The organism is bacterium (genome assembly GCA_030685015.1).
Lineage (GTDB): Bacteria > CAIWAD01 > CAIWAD01 > CAIWAD01 > CAIWAD01 > CAIWAD01.
In genome coordinates, this window is the sequence record JAUXWS010000015.1 from 13,736 (window position 1) to 27,370 (window position 13,635).

Annotated in this window: 9 protein-coding genes and 1 pseudogene; 1 reads left to right on the forward strand and 9 read right to left on the reverse strand. The window is 72.9% G+C overall.

The window, feature by feature from the left end; all coding sequences use genetic code 11:
• The first annotated feature begins 107 nt into the window (after positions 1–107).
• Positions 108–2,480 carry a PAS domain S-box protein gene (locus tag Q8O14_01430; protein MDP2359403.1) on the forward strand — a complete coding sequence of 791 codons (2,373 nt, stop codon included), beginning with the start codon at positions 108–110 and terminating at the stop codon, positions 2,478–2,480.
• A gap of 112 nt (positions 2,481–2,592) precedes the next feature.
• Here the strand turns inward: Q8O14_01430 and Q8O14_01435 are convergent, their stop codons facing one another.
• The 9 genes and pseudogenes from Q8O14_01435 to Q8O14_01475 all read right to left on the reverse strand — a co-directional run bounded on the left by Q8O14_01435 (position 2,593) and on the right by Q8O14_01475 (position 13,234).
• A complete protein-coding gene (locus tag Q8O14_01435) occupies positions 2,593–4,005 on the reverse strand; it encodes an AMP-binding protein (protein ID MDP2359404.1) in 1,413 nt (470 codons plus the stop codon).
• Positions 4,002–4,979 carry an o-succinylbenzoate synthase gene (gene menC, locus Q8O14_01440; GenBank protein ID MDP2359405.1) on the reverse strand — a complete coding sequence of 326 codons (978 nt, stop codon included), beginning with the start codon at positions 4,977–4,979 and terminating at the stop codon, positions 4,002–4,004. The genes Q8O14_01435 and menC overlap by 4 nt, the downstream gene beginning before the upstream one ends.
• 7 nt (positions 4,980–4,986) lie before the next feature.
• On the reverse strand, positions 4,987–5,886 hold the full coding sequence (locus Q8O14_01445) for a 1,4-dihydroxy-2-naphthoate polyprenyltransferase (GenBank protein ID MDP2359406.1): 900 nt from the start codon (positions 5,884–5,886) through the stop codon (positions 4,987–4,989).
• A 103-nt stretch (positions 5,887–5,989) separates the two neighbouring features.
• Positions 5,990–6,826 (reverse strand): 1,4-dihydroxy-2-naphthoyl-CoA synthase, encoded by an 837-nt coding sequence (gene menB / locus Q8O14_01450; GenBank protein MDP2359407.1) that lies wholly within the window; start codon positions 6,824–6,826, stop codon positions 5,990–5,992.
• Between the two features lie 13 nt (positions 6,827–6,839).
• Positions 6,840–9,284 (reverse strand): 2-succinyl-5-enolpyruvyl-6-hydroxy-3-cyclohexene-1-carboxylic-acid synthase, encoded by a 2,445-nt coding sequence (gene menD / locus Q8O14_01455; GenBank protein MDP2359408.1) that lies wholly within the window; start codon positions 9,282–9,284, stop codon positions 6,840–6,842.
• Positions 9,281–10,603, reverse strand: coding sequence for a chorismate-binding protein (locus Q8O14_01460; protein MDP2359409.1), 1,323 nt, complete (start codon positions 10,601–10,603; stop codon positions 9,281–9,283). The genes menD and Q8O14_01460 overlap by 4 nt, the downstream gene beginning before the upstream one ends.
• Positions 10,600–11,655 (reverse strand): 3-deoxy-7-phosphoheptulonate synthase, encoded by a 1,056-nt coding sequence (gene aroF / locus Q8O14_01465; protein MDP2359410.1) that lies wholly within the window; start codon positions 11,653–11,655, stop codon positions 10,600–10,602. Before aroF ends, Q8O14_01460 begins: the two co-directional genes overlap by 4 nt.
• 2 nt (positions 11,656–11,657) lie before the next feature.
• A complete protein-coding gene (locus Q8O14_01470) occupies positions 11,658–12,386 on the reverse strand; it encodes a TetR/AcrR family transcriptional regulator (protein ID MDP2359411.1) in 729 nt (242 codons plus the stop codon).
• Positions 12,387–12,533: 147 nt separating this feature from the next.
• Positions 12,534–13,234, reverse strand: a pseudogene (locus Q8O14_01475) (reverse transcriptase domain-containing protein).
• Positions 13,235–13,635: the final 401 nt, after the last annotated feature.

Here is a 13,635-nt window from a genome sequence, read left to right on the forward strand (position 1 = left end):
GGCCACAGGTTCCCGGAACTTCCTCCCGGGCGGCGGGGACAAGGAAGTAAATCGCGGGTCCCCTTCGGCCGATATGCATTCATACACCTGTCCAAGCAGGAGTTGGGATGAAGCTAGATGCTGAATGGACCTTCCGTTTGCGCAGGCTGCTACTGGCCCTGGTGGCTGCCGGGTTCGTCCAGTTGGTGGTGCAAAGCTACAACTTCATTCTGGTGCAACACCGGCGGGAGAGCCATGCCATGGCCACGCGCATCACGGCCGAGCAGGTCGTGCTGCGCATCGAGGAAGGCGTGCGGACCCGCCTGGAGGGCCTGCGCCTCCTGACCACCCTGGACGATCAGGCGGCCGACACCGCCATTTTCCGTCTGCGGGCGGAGGGACTGATCAGCCAGTTCCCTGATTTCCAGGCTGTCAACTGGATCGATGCCCACGGCATCATCCGCCTCGTCGTCCCGCTGCGGGGCAATGAGGGGGCCCTCGGACGCTCCCTGGCCCAGCATCCCGACCCGGGCGTGCCGCTCGCCCTTTCCCGCGCGATCGAGGACGGCGGACCGCATCGCACGGGCATCATCACCCTGCTCCAGGGCGGTCGCGGCTTCGCCTGTTACTATCGCAACACCAACGCTGCAGGGCGTACGGTGGGCGTGGTGAACGGCGTCTTCCGGGTGGAGCGTCTGCTGGACGCCTGCCTGCCGGAGGACAACCTGCGCCGGCGCTACAACATCTCGCTCATCACCGACACGCGCCAGGTGGCCTACGAAGTGCACCGTGACCGCGTGCTGCCGGAGGGGATCCGACCGGCCCAGTTGCCGGTGACGATCATCGATCCCGGCTGGACCTTCCAGATGGTCCCGACCCGGGCCTACCTGCAGGCCCTGGCCAGCCCCTTCGAGGACCTGCTGCCCTGGCTGGGCCACCTCTTCAGCCTCCTGACCGCCTTGCTCACCTGGTACCTCTTCACCCTGCGCAGGAAGGGACGCCGGGGCGAGGCGCGCTACCGCGAGCTCTTCCAAAGCTCCCTGGACGGCGTCTTCATCCTGGATCGCCACAGCAAACTGGTGGAGGCCAACCCCGCCGCCCTGGCCATCTTCGGCTACCAGCGCGCCGAGGTGCTCTTCCAGCCCATCAGCCGCCTGGGCCAGAACCGCGACAAGCTCCTCCAACTGGAGGAGGTCCTGCGGGCCGAGGGGGCGATCCGCCGCCGCGAGGTCAACTTCTTCAACCGCCACGGGCGCGAGATCTGCTGCCTGCTCAGCGCCACCGTGCGGCGCAACGAGAGTGGCGGCTTCGAGGGCGTGATGGGGATCCTCAGCGACATCACGGAGCATCAGCAGACGCGCGAGCAGCTGCGCCAGGCGCAAAAAATGGAGGCGATCGGCCATCTGGCCGGAGGCGTGGCCCATGACTTCAACAACCTGCTCACCGTCATCTCGGGCAATTGCGAGCTGGCCATGATGCAGCTGGGGGAGGACAACCCCGCCCGTATCGAGCTGCGCGAGATCCGCACCACGTCGGGGCGGGCCGCCAACCTGACGCGCCAACTGCTCGCCTTCAGCCGCAAGCAGGTGATCCAGCCGCGCCTGCTCAACGCCAACGACACGCTGCACGACATGGACCGCATGCTGCGCCGCATCATCGGCGAGACGATCGAGCTGGGCTGCGAACTGCATCCGGCGGCCTGGACGGTCAGGGTGGATCCCGCCCAGTTGGAACAGGTCATCGTCAACCTCGCCGTCAACGCGCGGGATGCCATGGAGAAAGGCGGCCGCCTGACCATCCGCACCTGCAACGAGACGGCGGAAGACCTGGATCCGGGGAGCGGGGTGTCGCCCGGGGACTACCTCGTCATCGAGATCTCCGACACGGGCTGCGGCATGCCCCCCGATGTGGTCGAGCACATTTTCGAACCCTTCTTCACCACCAAGCCGGAGGGGGTGGGCACGGGACTGGGCCTGGCCACGGTCTACGGCATCATCCACCAGAGCGAGGGCCATGTCCAGGTCCGCAGCGCCCTGGGCGAGGGCACGACTTTCCGCATCCTGCTGCCCCGCCAGCACAGTGTTCCCGTCGAGGAGCGGGAGAAGTGCCAGCGGGAGATTCCGGGCGGCAGCGAGACCCTGCTTGTGGTGGAGGACGAGCCGGCCGTGCGTCGCATGACGGTGGACAGCCTCAAGCGCCAGGGTTACACGGTCCACGAGGCTGGCAACGGCCGCATGGCGCTGGAACTGGCGCGGCGTCTGGGGGCGGAGATCAATCTGGTCGTCAGCGATGTGGTGATGCCGGAGATGGGGGGGGTGGAGTTCGTCAGCCAACTGCGCCAGCTGCGGCCGGACATGCCCGTGCTCTTCCTCTCCGGCTACTCGGAGGAGGCGATCCGCCGCCACGGGGAGCTGCAGGCCGACGCCCGCCTGCTCCAGAAGCCTTTTGATCTGCACGAGCTGCACTCCCATGTGCGGGAGCTGCTGCACAAGGCGGTCTGACGGGTGGACGGCTTCCCGTGATCCGCCGGGAGCTGGTTGCCGCCCGATGGCTCGCCGGCGGGCATGGGCGACGCGCAAGACCTCCGGGCAGCCGACGTGCCGCCAGCGGACCTCAGCCCTCCTCCCAAAGGATGGCAGCCCTTGCCACCAGGCGGGCGAGGTTGGGCTTCAAGCCCTTCTCCTCCATCGGCCAGGGCCAGAGGCGGACCGGATGCTTGTGGCGGGCAAGTCCCGCCAGGCGGTCGCGCACCCAGGGCAAGTCCCGCGTTGGATTGGCCCCCCAGTCGACGAAGGCGACGGGGCGCTGGCCGAAGCGCTCGTCGAAGACGGGCACCACGGCGACGCGGCAAAGGCCGGGCAGCGCCAGCAGGGCCTCCTCCACCTCCTCGGGACGGATCTTCTCCCCGCCCGAATTGATCAGGCGGTCGACCCGCCCGAGGATCACCAGCGATCCCCTCCGCCAGCGGCCCAGGTCGCCGCTGCGCCACCACGCCTCGCGACGCTCCCGGGGGCGGCCCGCCGCGTCCAGCCGCGCCTCGAAAAGGCAGGGGCTGGCCAGCTCGATCCGCCCTTCACTGTCCAGCCGCAGCCGGTGGGGCGGCAGGGAGTGTCCGCAGCCCGCCGCGTCCTCCTCGTCTCCTCCCGGGGGAGATGCGCACAGGGCGGCGCCGCTCTCGGTGGCCCCGTAGCTGCTGATCAGCGGCCAGCCGGCCTGGAAGGCCTCCCGGCGCAGGGCGGCGGACAAGGGCGCCCCGCCCAGCAGCACGGCGCGCAGGCCGGGCGTGGGCGGTCCCAGCGTCAGCAGATCCCGCAACTGGGTGGGAACCAGGGACAGGAGCGTATCGCCGGGCGCCGACGGGGCGGGGGCCGTGTCCGCGACTGGCAGGCGCAGGCGGCAGCCCGCCACCAGCGAGCGCAGCAGGATGGCGAAGCCGCCCACGTGGTCGAGGGGCAGGCTGAGCGCCCATTGGTCGACAGGCGAGAGGCGCAGATGGCGGGCCACCGCCCGTGCACCGATGAGCAGGTTCTCCAGGGGATGGCAGATCCAGCGGGGGGCGCCCTGGCTGCCCGAGCTGCGCAGGACCACGCGCCGGGGCCGGCCGGCCGGGGCGCCCGTCCCGGCCGGGGCGAGGGGGTGGCCCGGCCGCCAGGCGGGGCAGGGCAGGCCCTCCGCCACGAGGGGCGGCGCGACGGCCAGCCGCAGTTCCAGCCGGCGGGCCTCGAGGGCAAGGGTGCGCAGCTCCTCCCGCCGGGGCAGGAGAAGCAGTTCGGCCCCCGCCTCGAGCAGGGCCAGGGCCGCCAGGATGGACTCCGCCTCCGGCGTCGGCCACCAGCCCGCCCGATCGCCCGGCCGCAACCCGGCGCGGCGCAACCCCTCCGCCTCCGCGCGCACGCGGCGGGCCGCCTCGTCGCGGGTCAACCCGACCTGCCCGGGAGCTGTCAGCCAGGGTGCGCCCGGTCTCCCCGCAAGCAGGTGCAGCGGACCCGGACCGGGCTCCCGCTGATGGCTTGCCGCCGGAGTCATGCCGGCCTCCCCACGTCATGCCAATCCCCCAGGCGGGGCGGGTCGCCCAGCCAGGCCGCCGTGCCCAAACCCGGCGCGGGTCCGCCCGGCGCCAGGGCCGCCAGCCGGGACAACGCGGCCAATCCCAACGGACTCTCGAAGCAGGAGCTGATGATGCAGGCGGGCCGGCCCTCCGGCGCCGCGGCCAGGCGGTCCAGTACGGCGGCCAGGCCCAGCCGCTGCGGCTTCAGCACCCAGGCCGCCGCCGCCCTCTCCTCCCCTCCGTCCAGCTCCGCCGCGCCGAGGCTTTCATCCAAGGCCAGGGGCCAACCGCCCGCCCTTCGCCAGCGAGCCAGGTCGGCCGTCGCGGCCAGCGGCTCCTCGATCCAGTCCGGGGCCAAGCCGGGACAGGCGCGCTGGAAAGCGAGCCCCTCCTCCAGGGCGAAGGCGCGGTTGGCGTCCAGGCGCAGTGCGGCGGCGGGCCGGGCCCGGCGCAGGGCAAGCAGGCCGCGCGTCTCGCGCTCCCAGGCATGGCGCCCCACCTTGACCTTCCAGCAAGCAGTGCCAGGCTGGTCCTGGGCCAGAGCGGCCCACTCCTCCGGATCACCTGCCAGCAGCCCGGCGCTGTCAGGCGCCGTGCGGGGAAGAGTCTCCGCCCAACCCACCATCTCGCCCAGGGCCCAGCCGGCGGCCCACACCAGGCTGGGCGGCAGCTCGGCCCGACGCATCGCCTCCTCCAGCCGGCGCAGGAGGCGGGGGAAGGGATCCTCCAGCGCCAGGGACGCCAGGATGGCGGCCAACGCGGGCAGGGCGGCCACCACCTCGCTCCGCCCCTCCCGATGAAGTCCGGGCAGGGGGGCGGCCTCGCCCCAACCCTCGCCGCGGGGCGAGGCCAGGCGCAACTCCAGCACCTCGCGCCGGGTGGCGGACGCCCCTGTCGTCAGCGGCGCCCGCAGGGGCCAGTCCACCTCCCGCCAGCCCAGCCTCATGTCCATGACCGGCTCACAGCAGGTAGGCGGCGGCGAAGAGGACGGCGTAGAGCAGTTCCAGGCGGCCGGTCAACCCCAGCAGCCGGTTCATCGTCCCGCCGAAGGCTTCGTCCTCGCCCGGTTCGCCGGCCATGGCGCGCCAGAGCAGGGGAAGCATGGCCAGGCAGAGCAGGGTCGTGGCCATCAGGGCGCCGGGCTGGTCCAGGCGGTGGATCATCCACAGCGGGACCAGGGCCGCCCCCAGCAGGGCCAGGCGGTACTCGGCGCGGACGAGGGCGGGGCCGAAACGCACGGCCAGGGTCCGCTTGCCACTGCGCCGGTCCTCCGCCCAGTCGCGGAAATTGTTGACCGAGAGGATGGCCACCGAGAAACAGCCCGCCGCCACACCGCCCCACAGGGCGGCCGGCGACCAGGCCAGGGTTTGCACGTAGGTGGTGCCCGCCACCGCCACCGGTCCGAAGTAGAGGAAGGCGAAGATGTCGGCAAGACCCAGGTAGGCCAGGGGCAGTGGTCCGGCCGTGTAGAGCAGGCCCAGGCCGACGCTGCTCAGGCCGATCAGCAGGATGGGCCAGCCGCCCCGCGCCAGCAGGTAGGCGCCCAGGAGGATGGCCAGGGCGAAACAGAGGAGGAAGGCGCGGCGCACCTGGATGGCGCTGATCGCCCCGCTGTGCAGACCGCGGCGGGGACCCAGCCGGCGCTCCGTGTCGGCGCCGCGGCGGGCGTCGAAGTAGTCGTTGGCCAGGTTGGTCCCCACCTGGATGAGCAGGGCGCAGACCAGCGCCGCCAGCGCCGCCGGCGGATGGAAGCCGCCCTCGTGCCGGGCCAGGGCCGTGCCCATCAGCACGGGGGCCACTGCCGCCCACAGGGTCTTGGGACGGGCGGCCAGCCACCAGGCGATCAGGCTCACCTTCATGGATCCTCCTGTCGAGTTGTGGGCGGGCCAAGGTTGGGACTTGCGCGATCGGTCCTAGGCCGCGCCCCACATCCGCGACCGCGCTGCCGCTGCTCCGGGAAAACTAAGGACGGCGCGGGAAGCGGCCGAAGTCCGGGGGGCGCTTCTCCACCCAGGCGTTGCGGCCCTCCTGGCCCTCCTCCGTCATGTAGTAGAGCAGGGTGGCGTTGCCGGCCAGCTCCTGGAGACCAGCCTGGCCGTCGCAGTCGGCGTTGAGGGCGGCCTTGAGGCAGCGCAGGGCCAGGGGGGAGTGGGCCAGCATCTCGCGGCACCACTGCAGGGTCTCCTCCTCCAGGCGCTCGAGGGGGACCACGGCGTTGACCAGCCCCATCTCCAGCGCTTGCCGGGCGTCGTACTGGCGGCAGAGGAACCAGATCTCGCGTGCCTTCTTCTGCCCCACCACCCGGGCCAGGTAGCTGGAACCGTAGCCGCCGTCGAAGGAGCCCACCTTGGGCCCGGTCTGGCCGAAGCGGGCATTGTCGGCGGCGATGGTCAGGTCGCAGACCAGGTGCAGGACATGTCCGCCGCCGATGGTCCAGCCCGCCACCATTGCCACCACCGGCTTGGGGCAGACGCGCAGCTCGCGTTGCAGGTCCAGCACGTTGAGGCGTTCCACCCCCTCCTCGTCGCGGTAGCCGGCCTCGCCGCGGATCTTCTGGTCGCCGCCGCTGCAGAAGGCGCGATCGCCCTCTCCGCACAGCACCACGACGCCCACCTCCGCATCCGCGCGGGCCAGGTCGAGGGCCCGCCGCATCTCGTCCACGGTCAGGGGCCGAAAGGCGTTGTGCCGCTCCGGCCGGCAGATGGTGATCTTCGCCACCCCCGCCGCATCGCCGCCGGGCAAACCCTTCTCATAGCGGATGTCCGTCCATTCCCCCACCGCGCTCCATCGCTCGCTCATCAGGTCCTCCCCCTCACATGTCTCCGGGCGGCTTGCCCGTCGCGTCCCACCAGTCCATCAGGGCGGCCGCCAGGGCCTGCGGCGAATCCAGATGGATGGCGTGGCCCGCCTCCTTCACCTCGACGAAAGTGCCCCGCGCCGTGCGGGCCGCCGCCCGCCTCATCAGGCCACCATAGCGCTCATCCCGCTCCCCCGCCGCCCAAAGCACGGGCATGGGCAGCTCGGCCAGCCGCGGCCACAGGTCCTCCTGGAGGGCGGGGCTGACCGCCCGCAGCACCGCCGCCAGGCTGGCGGCATGGCCCTCGTGGCGACGCTCCACCCACCCGGCCGGCGCCCGCTCGCGCAGCGAGGCGAAGAGCGGCTGGGCGTACCATGCCGGCAGGAAGGCGGCGAGGCCCTCCCGCTCCAGGCGCTCCGCCCAGGCCTCGTCGCCCGCGCGGCGGGTTTGTCTTTCCCGCCCGCTCTCCAATCCGGGATTGGCCCCGAGCAGGACCAGGCGGACCACCTGGTCCGGCATGGCCAGCGCCGCCAGCAGGGCCAAGCGTCCGCCCAGGGAATAGCCCACCAGGTCGAGGGGTCCTCTCCCCGCCATTTCCTCGCGCAGCCAAGCGACCCAGCCGGCCAGGTCGGCGGGGACGGAAGCCGGCCGCGCGCCATGGCCGGGCAGGAGGGGCGCCAGCTCGCGGCGCGCCGGAGGCAGGTGCGCGCGCAGGGCCGACCAGTCCGCCGGGTGGCCCAGGAAGCCGTGCAGCCAGACGCGTGTGGTGTCCGCGGGGACGGCGGGCAGCGGTCGCCGACGGGCATGGGCCGTCCGCCGCCCATGGTCCGCCCCGTCCACCACGCACTCGACCACCAGGGTGCGGGGCGCGGCGCGGAAATCCGCCAGGACCTCCTCCAGCTGGGCGATGTTCTCCAGGCGGCGGGCCTCCAGGCCCAGCCCCGCCGCCGCGGGAGCCAGCGCCAGGCCGTGGGGCGCCCAGGACCAGGGGAGCCGGCCGCTGGCGGGGTGAAGACGGAAGATGCCGCCGCCCTGGTTGTTGAGGAGGACCAGGAGCAGGGGCGGCTGCCGCTGGGCCAGCAGGGCCAGGCTGGACAGGTCGTGCAGGAGGGAGAGGTCCCCCAGCAGCGCCACGACGGGGCGCGCCAGCCCCGCCTGGAAGCCCTGGGCCGTGGCCAGCAGCCCGTCGATGCCCGAGCAGCCGCGGTTGGCGGCCAGGACGAGATCGTGCTCCAGGCCGGGCCTCCACTGGTCCAGCAGGCGCACGGGCAGGCTGTTGCCGACGAAGAATCCCCAATCCGGGGGCAGGCCCAGGGCCAGGCGGCGGGCCACCAGGGCCTCGGACCAGGAGGGGTCGGCCAGGGCCCGCGCCTGGGCCAGGTCCGCCTCCGCGGCCGCCCGGCGCAGCCGGGTCCACCAGGCCTGGTCGGCCTGCGCCGGCGGTCCGCTCATGATGGAGGCCGCGCCGGCGGCGGGCGACAGGCGCCAGCGTCGCCAGCCCGCCCCCGCCGCGTCCTGCACGCCGGGATGCTCGTCCACCACCAGCCCCGGCCGGCCGGCCAAGCCCGCCGCCAGGCTCCGCGAGACGGGCCGTTTGCCCAGCTGGATCACGAAGTCCGCCCTGGCCAATTCCGGCAAGAGCGCCTCGCCCTGCGTCAACAGAGGCGGACGGGCGGCAACCGCCACGCGGCGGCAGAGGCCGCTGCCCGCGTCGGCAAGCAGGGGCCAGTCCAGATGCTCCGCCAGGGCGCGGGCGGCCAGACGGTCCTCGCGGCGAGGCAGGTCGCAGGCCCAGACCAGTCCCCGCGCCACGCGGGCCGGTCCCTCCCGCCACCAGGCCAGTTCGGCGGCCGGCAGCGGGGTCCGCGGCCAGACCTGCCGTGGGGAAGTGGCGCGGACCGGCATGGAGTCGTCCAGCGCCGCTCCTGCCAGCAGGGGTTCGGGGAAGGGCACATTGAGCTGAAGGGGCCCGGGCGCGTCCAGCGCCTCCTCCAGCGCCTGGCCGACCAGGTCGGCGAGGCCCGCCCAGGCCGCCTCCGCAGGCAGGGGCAGGTTCCGCTGGGCGGCGAGGAGGGGGGCGAGCGGACCCAGCTGGTCGATGGTCTGGTTGGCGCCGCGCCCGTGCTCGGCGGGGGGACGATCGGCACTGAGGATGACGAGGGGCAGCCCCGCCTCGCGGGCCTCGGCCACGGCGGGCAGCAGGTTGAGGACAGCCGTGCCCGATGTGCAGACAGCCACGGCGGGTGCCGGGCCGCCGCCGCGCAGGGCGTGGCCGCGCATCCAGCCCACGGCCAGGTAGCCGGCGGCGCGCTCATCCAGGCAGGACAGGATGGTCATGTCCGGCCGATCGGCCAGGACGGCCAGCAGGGGCAGGTTGCGCGCCCCCGGGGATGTGACGAAGCAGTCCGCGCCACCCGCCCGCAGGGCCTCCACGATGGCATGCGCCCACCGCCGGTTCACGATTCATCCCCCCAGGCGGCCACCAGCGCGCCCAGTTTCCACCCGGTCTCCTCCCACTCCTCCTCGGGCCGACTGCCGGCCACCAGTCCCGCCCCCGCCCAAAGCCGCAGCGTCCGCTTGCTGCGCAGGGCGCAGCGGATCACCACCCGGGCCTCGGCGGCGCTTGCCTCAAGGATGCCCAGCACGCCGCCGCACAAGCCCCGCCCATCCTCCATGATCCGCAGCCAGCGGCGGGCCTCGCCCCGCGGACGGCCGCAGAGGGCCGGCGTGGGATGAAGGGCGGCGAGCAGGGCCGCATCGTCCACTTCCGGCCGCAGGTGGCCGCCCAGGCGGCTCTCGATATGCTGCAGCGTGGCGAGGCGGCGCAGGCGCGGCCGACCCGTCCGCGGCGGTCCGGCCAGCAGGGGGCGCAGCGCTTCCGCCAACCAGGCGGACACCACCTCCTGCTCATGGCGGTCCTTCCCACTGGCCAGTAGGTCGCGGGCGAGGATGCGGTCGAGGGCGGGCGTGGCGCCGCGCCGTCGCGTGCCGGCCAGGGCCAGGCAGGCCACCTGCCGACGGCGCCGGCGGAAGAGCCATTCCGGGGTGGCGCCCAGCAGTTCGCCACCGCCCGGCCAGGCGAGGAGGTAGGGCCAGACGGCGGGATCCCGCCGCGAGACCGCCTCGAGCAGGGTGGCACTGGTGGCGGGGGCCGGCAGGCGCGCCGTGCGCCAGCGGGCCAGCACCAGCTTGTCGAGCGGATCGGCCTCGTCCCCGATGCGCCCCAGCGCCTCCCGGGCCAGGGCCAGCCAGGCGGGACGTCCTCCCCCGTCGGGTGCGAAGTGCGGGGCGCCGACCGGGTCCCGGGGGGCGGGCCGCGCCACCCGGCGGGCCAGGCCTCCCAGCAGACGCCGGCAATGAGCCCGCTCGCCGGGATCGGCTCCGTTCAGCAGCCGCAGAACCAGACCCTGTCCGGCGCGCCACTCAAGGCGGGGTGTCCAGCAGCGCACCCGACCGAAGGGAGCCCACTCTCCGGCGGCGGGCGCATCCAGGTCGAAGGGCAGGCTGAACCAGCGGGCGCGGAAGGGTCCATCTTGGGCCAGCAGCTCCAGGTCGGCTCCATCCCGCCGCCAGACGGCATCCAGCCCCAGCCGCCCCCGACCGAACTGGGCGCGGGCCACGTGCCGGGGCAGACAATCCAGCCAGGCGAAGGGCGAGGGGGGGTCGGCCAGCGGAGCGGCCAACTCGCAGGGGCCGACCGGCAGCAGGGCGAGGCGCCGACCCAGGTCGGCCAAGGCTGTCCGGGCCTGCCCCGGCCACGACCCGTCGGAGCCCATCATGCGGACCCTTCTCCGCCGCTTCGTCCCAGGGCGGCGGCCAGGGCGCGCAGTTCGGCGGCCAAGCGGCCGAAGGCCTCCAGCGAGAGGGCCTGGTCGGGATCGCTGATCGAGCGGTCGGGGCGGGGATGGATCTCCACCATGATGCCGTCGGCGCCGGCGGCCAGCGCGCCCCGGGCCACGGCGGGCACCAGGCGGGCGTCGCCCGTGGCGTGGGAGGGATCGGCCACCACCGGCAGGTGCACGTGCTGCTTCAGCCAGGGCAGCGCCCCCAGGTCAAAGGTGAAGCGCATGGCCGGCTCGAAGCTGCGGATGCCGCGCTCACAGATGGCCACCTGCGGATTGCCGTGGCACAGCACGTACTCGGCCGCCAGCACCGTTTCCTCCAGGGTGCAGCCGAAGCCGCGCTTGAGCAGGACGGGCCGGCCGCAGCGACCCAGCTCCTTCAGGAGCGGCAGATTCTGGGAATTGCGCGAGCCCACCTGCAGCACGTCGCTGCAGGCGGCGAGCAGGGGCAGGTCGCGCAGGTCAAGCAGCTCCGTGATGACGGCCAGGCCGCGCTCGTCCGCCGCTTCACGCAGCAGTTCCAGGGCGGGGGCGCCCAGCCCCTGGAAGTGATAGGGGCTGCTGCGGGGCTTGAAGGCGCCGCCACGCAGCCAGCCCGCCCCCGCCTCCGCCGCGGCATGGGCCACCTCCCGCATCTGGACGCGGTCCTCCACGCTGCAGGGTCCGGCGATGAGCTGCCAGGCGCCGCCCCCCAACCGGTGTCCGCGCGCCGCGATGACGCTGTCCGCCTCCCGCCAGGAGCGGGCGGCCAGGAGGGATCCGTCCTCCTGGACGAAGGCACGTCGCACCCCGGCCAGGCGCCAGGCGCTTGGAGCGGGCTCGGGCGACCCGGCGGGCAGGGGCACGCGCAGCAGACGGCACCAGCCCGCCTCGACCAGCCGACCTGCCAGGCCGGCCGCCCCAAGTTGCTGCTGCAGCGCCTCCAGCCCCGCGGCCGGCAGCTCCGTCTCCAAGTCAAGCACCAGGATCCGCCCCGCGCCAGGACTCATTTTCAGCCCCCCTCCCGTCCATCCAGCCGCGCCCGCATGCCGTCCAGCATGAGGGACAGGAAATCCCCCATCCAGGTCTCGCGCCGCCGGGCCAGATCCGCCGCGGAAGCATCCGCCGCCCCACCACCCTCCGTCTCCTCCTGCCAGGCGCAGAGCAGGCACTCGAGCTGGCGGTTGAGGAGAAAAGCCAGGCGCGGGGCAGGCAGGTCCCGCCGCAACTCCCCCCGCTCCTGGCCCTGGGCGATCAACTCCTCGAGGAAGACCTGGCTGCGTCGGCGCAGGGCCTCCACCTGAAGGATGCCGCCCGGGGCCTGTCCTCCCTGCAGCAGGCGGAAGTAGATGCGCGCCAGCTGGGGCCTCGCCTCGAGAAAATCGAAGCCGGCCCGCACCAGGGCCTCCAGTCGGCGGGGGAAGGGTTCGGCGCTGCTCTCGTCGCGCAGGCGGCGCAGGTCCTGCCGGATGCGGCCCGCGGCCAGGCGGATGACCGCCTCGAAGAGTCCGGCCTTGCTGCGGAAGTAGGTGAAGAGGCTGCCCTTGCTGATGCCCGCCCGCCGCACCAGCGTGTTCATGGAAGCCGCCGCGAAGCCATGGGCGGCGAATTCCTCCACGGCGGCGCGCACCACCTGCTCCTGTTTGCCGACGCCAAGGGAACGCCAGAGCGGCGTGCCCACCGCCTCGTCGTCCCCGGCGGGCGCTTCCATCAGTCTGCCATGGCTGGAATCGGTTTGCATGCCTTCCTGACCACTTGGTCATTGACCACCTGGTCAGGAAGGTAGAAAGGCGGGAGCGGAGGACCAATCGGCATAGGGGTGCCGGGGAATCCCCGGCATCCCCTGCCACACCACCCGGCCTGCGGGTCCGCACCGGGCGGTTCAAATGCGCCGCGTCGTGTGACGCACCCGCTCCTTCAGCTTGTCCTGGGCTTTCTTGGCCACCCGGCGCTTCACCCCACCGCCGGGTCCCAGCCAGAAGCTGTAACCCAGCACCTTGCGACGCGTCGCCAGATCCACCGCGCTCTTAGCCTCGTTCACCTTCAGATGGAGTCCCGTGAGCAGCCGCCGCAACCAGCCCATCACCCGTTCCCCGGCCCGACGGCTTCACACATGGACGTTGCAGTCGTCCGCGCAGCGGATGAAAGCGTGGCCCCGGCCTTCCCGTTCCCGGTCCACCTCGTCCAGCAGCACATTGGCCAGAAGCGGCGACAAGGGCCCGCCCTGCGGCGTGCCCTCGTGCCGTTCCACCGCCACCCCGCCGGATAGCAGCCCGGCCTTCAGAAACCGTGCCGCGAGAAGGTCGGGTCGAACAGCGGCTGCAGGACCTGAAGCAGGGCCTGCTGGATGAAACGGTCCAGCACGGTCGGGATGCCCAACCGGCGCATCTCGCCCTTGCCTTTCGGGATGAGCGCCTCCTTCACCGGCGACGGCTGGCAGGTGCCCGACAGCCAGCGCTCCCGGATCGCGTCCCAGTTCGCCCGCAGGTGGTCGGCCAACTCGCCCACCGTCATCCCGTCGATGCCGGGACTGCCCTGGTTGGACCGTACCCGTTTCTGCGCGGCCAGCAGGTTCGGACGCAGCAGCATCCGCTCCAGCAGGTCGCCCGTGCCTGGGCGCTCGCTCTCCCTCGTCGCCGTCGGCGTTTCCCCACTCCGCCCCCTGTCGGGGCTTCACCCCTATCCGGGAACGGGAGCTCCAGCTGACTGGACATCTGTGGCATGACGCTTCCGAGATCTGGGCCGTCCCGCCCTTCCATTCGTTCGGCCCTTCCCCGCTCCAACTGCGGGTACTACGGCCTCGGCTGACGTCCCGCTCCGCCCGTCGCCCGGCGTGGCCCTTTCAGGCCCAAGGCGGGATCTCCCCAGCCAAGAACACCGTCCTTCACCGCACGATGGCCGGATCTACGCCGCCTGGACCTTGACCATCGGAGCTTTGCGATCCTGTGCCCGCTCGCCCTGTCCGGCGTCGCCTCCTATCCGGTTCTTGT

What these genes read in the sequence shown, in the direction of transcription:
- Q8O14_01430 (MDP2359403.1), top strand. Translation starts at nt 108, where the DNA reads ATGAAGCTAGATGCTGAATGGACCTTCCGTTTGCGCAGGCTGCTACTG.
- Q8O14_01435 (MDP2359404.1), bottom strand. Translation starts at nt 4,005, where the DNA reads ATGACTCCGGCGGCAAGCCATCAGCGGGAGCCCGGTCCGGGTCCGCTG.
- menC (MDP2359405.1), bottom strand. Translation starts at nt 4,979, where the DNA reads ATGGACATGAGGCTGGGCTGGCGGGAGGTGGACTGGCCCCTGCGGGCG.
- Q8O14_01445 (MDP2359406.1), bottom strand. Translation starts at nt 5,886, where the DNA reads ATGAAGGTGAGCCTGATCGCCTGGTGGCTGGCCGCCCGTCCCAAGACC.
- menB (MDP2359407.1), bottom strand. Translation starts at nt 6,826, where the DNA reads ATGAGCGAGCGATGGAGCGCGGTGGGGGAATGGACGGACATCCGCTAT.
- Q8O14_01460 (MDP2359409.1), bottom strand. Translation starts at nt 10,603, where the DNA reads ATGATGGGCTCCGACGGGTCGTGGCCGGGGCAGGCCCGGACAGCCTTG.
- aroF (MDP2359410.1), bottom strand. Translation starts at nt 11,655, where the DNA reads ATGAGTCCTGGCGCGGGGCGGATCCTGGTGCTTGACTTGGAGACGGAG.
- Q8O14_01470 (MDP2359411.1), bottom strand. Translation starts at nt 12,386, where the DNA reads ATGCAAACCGATTCCAGCCATGGCAGACTGATGGAAGCGCCCGCCGGG.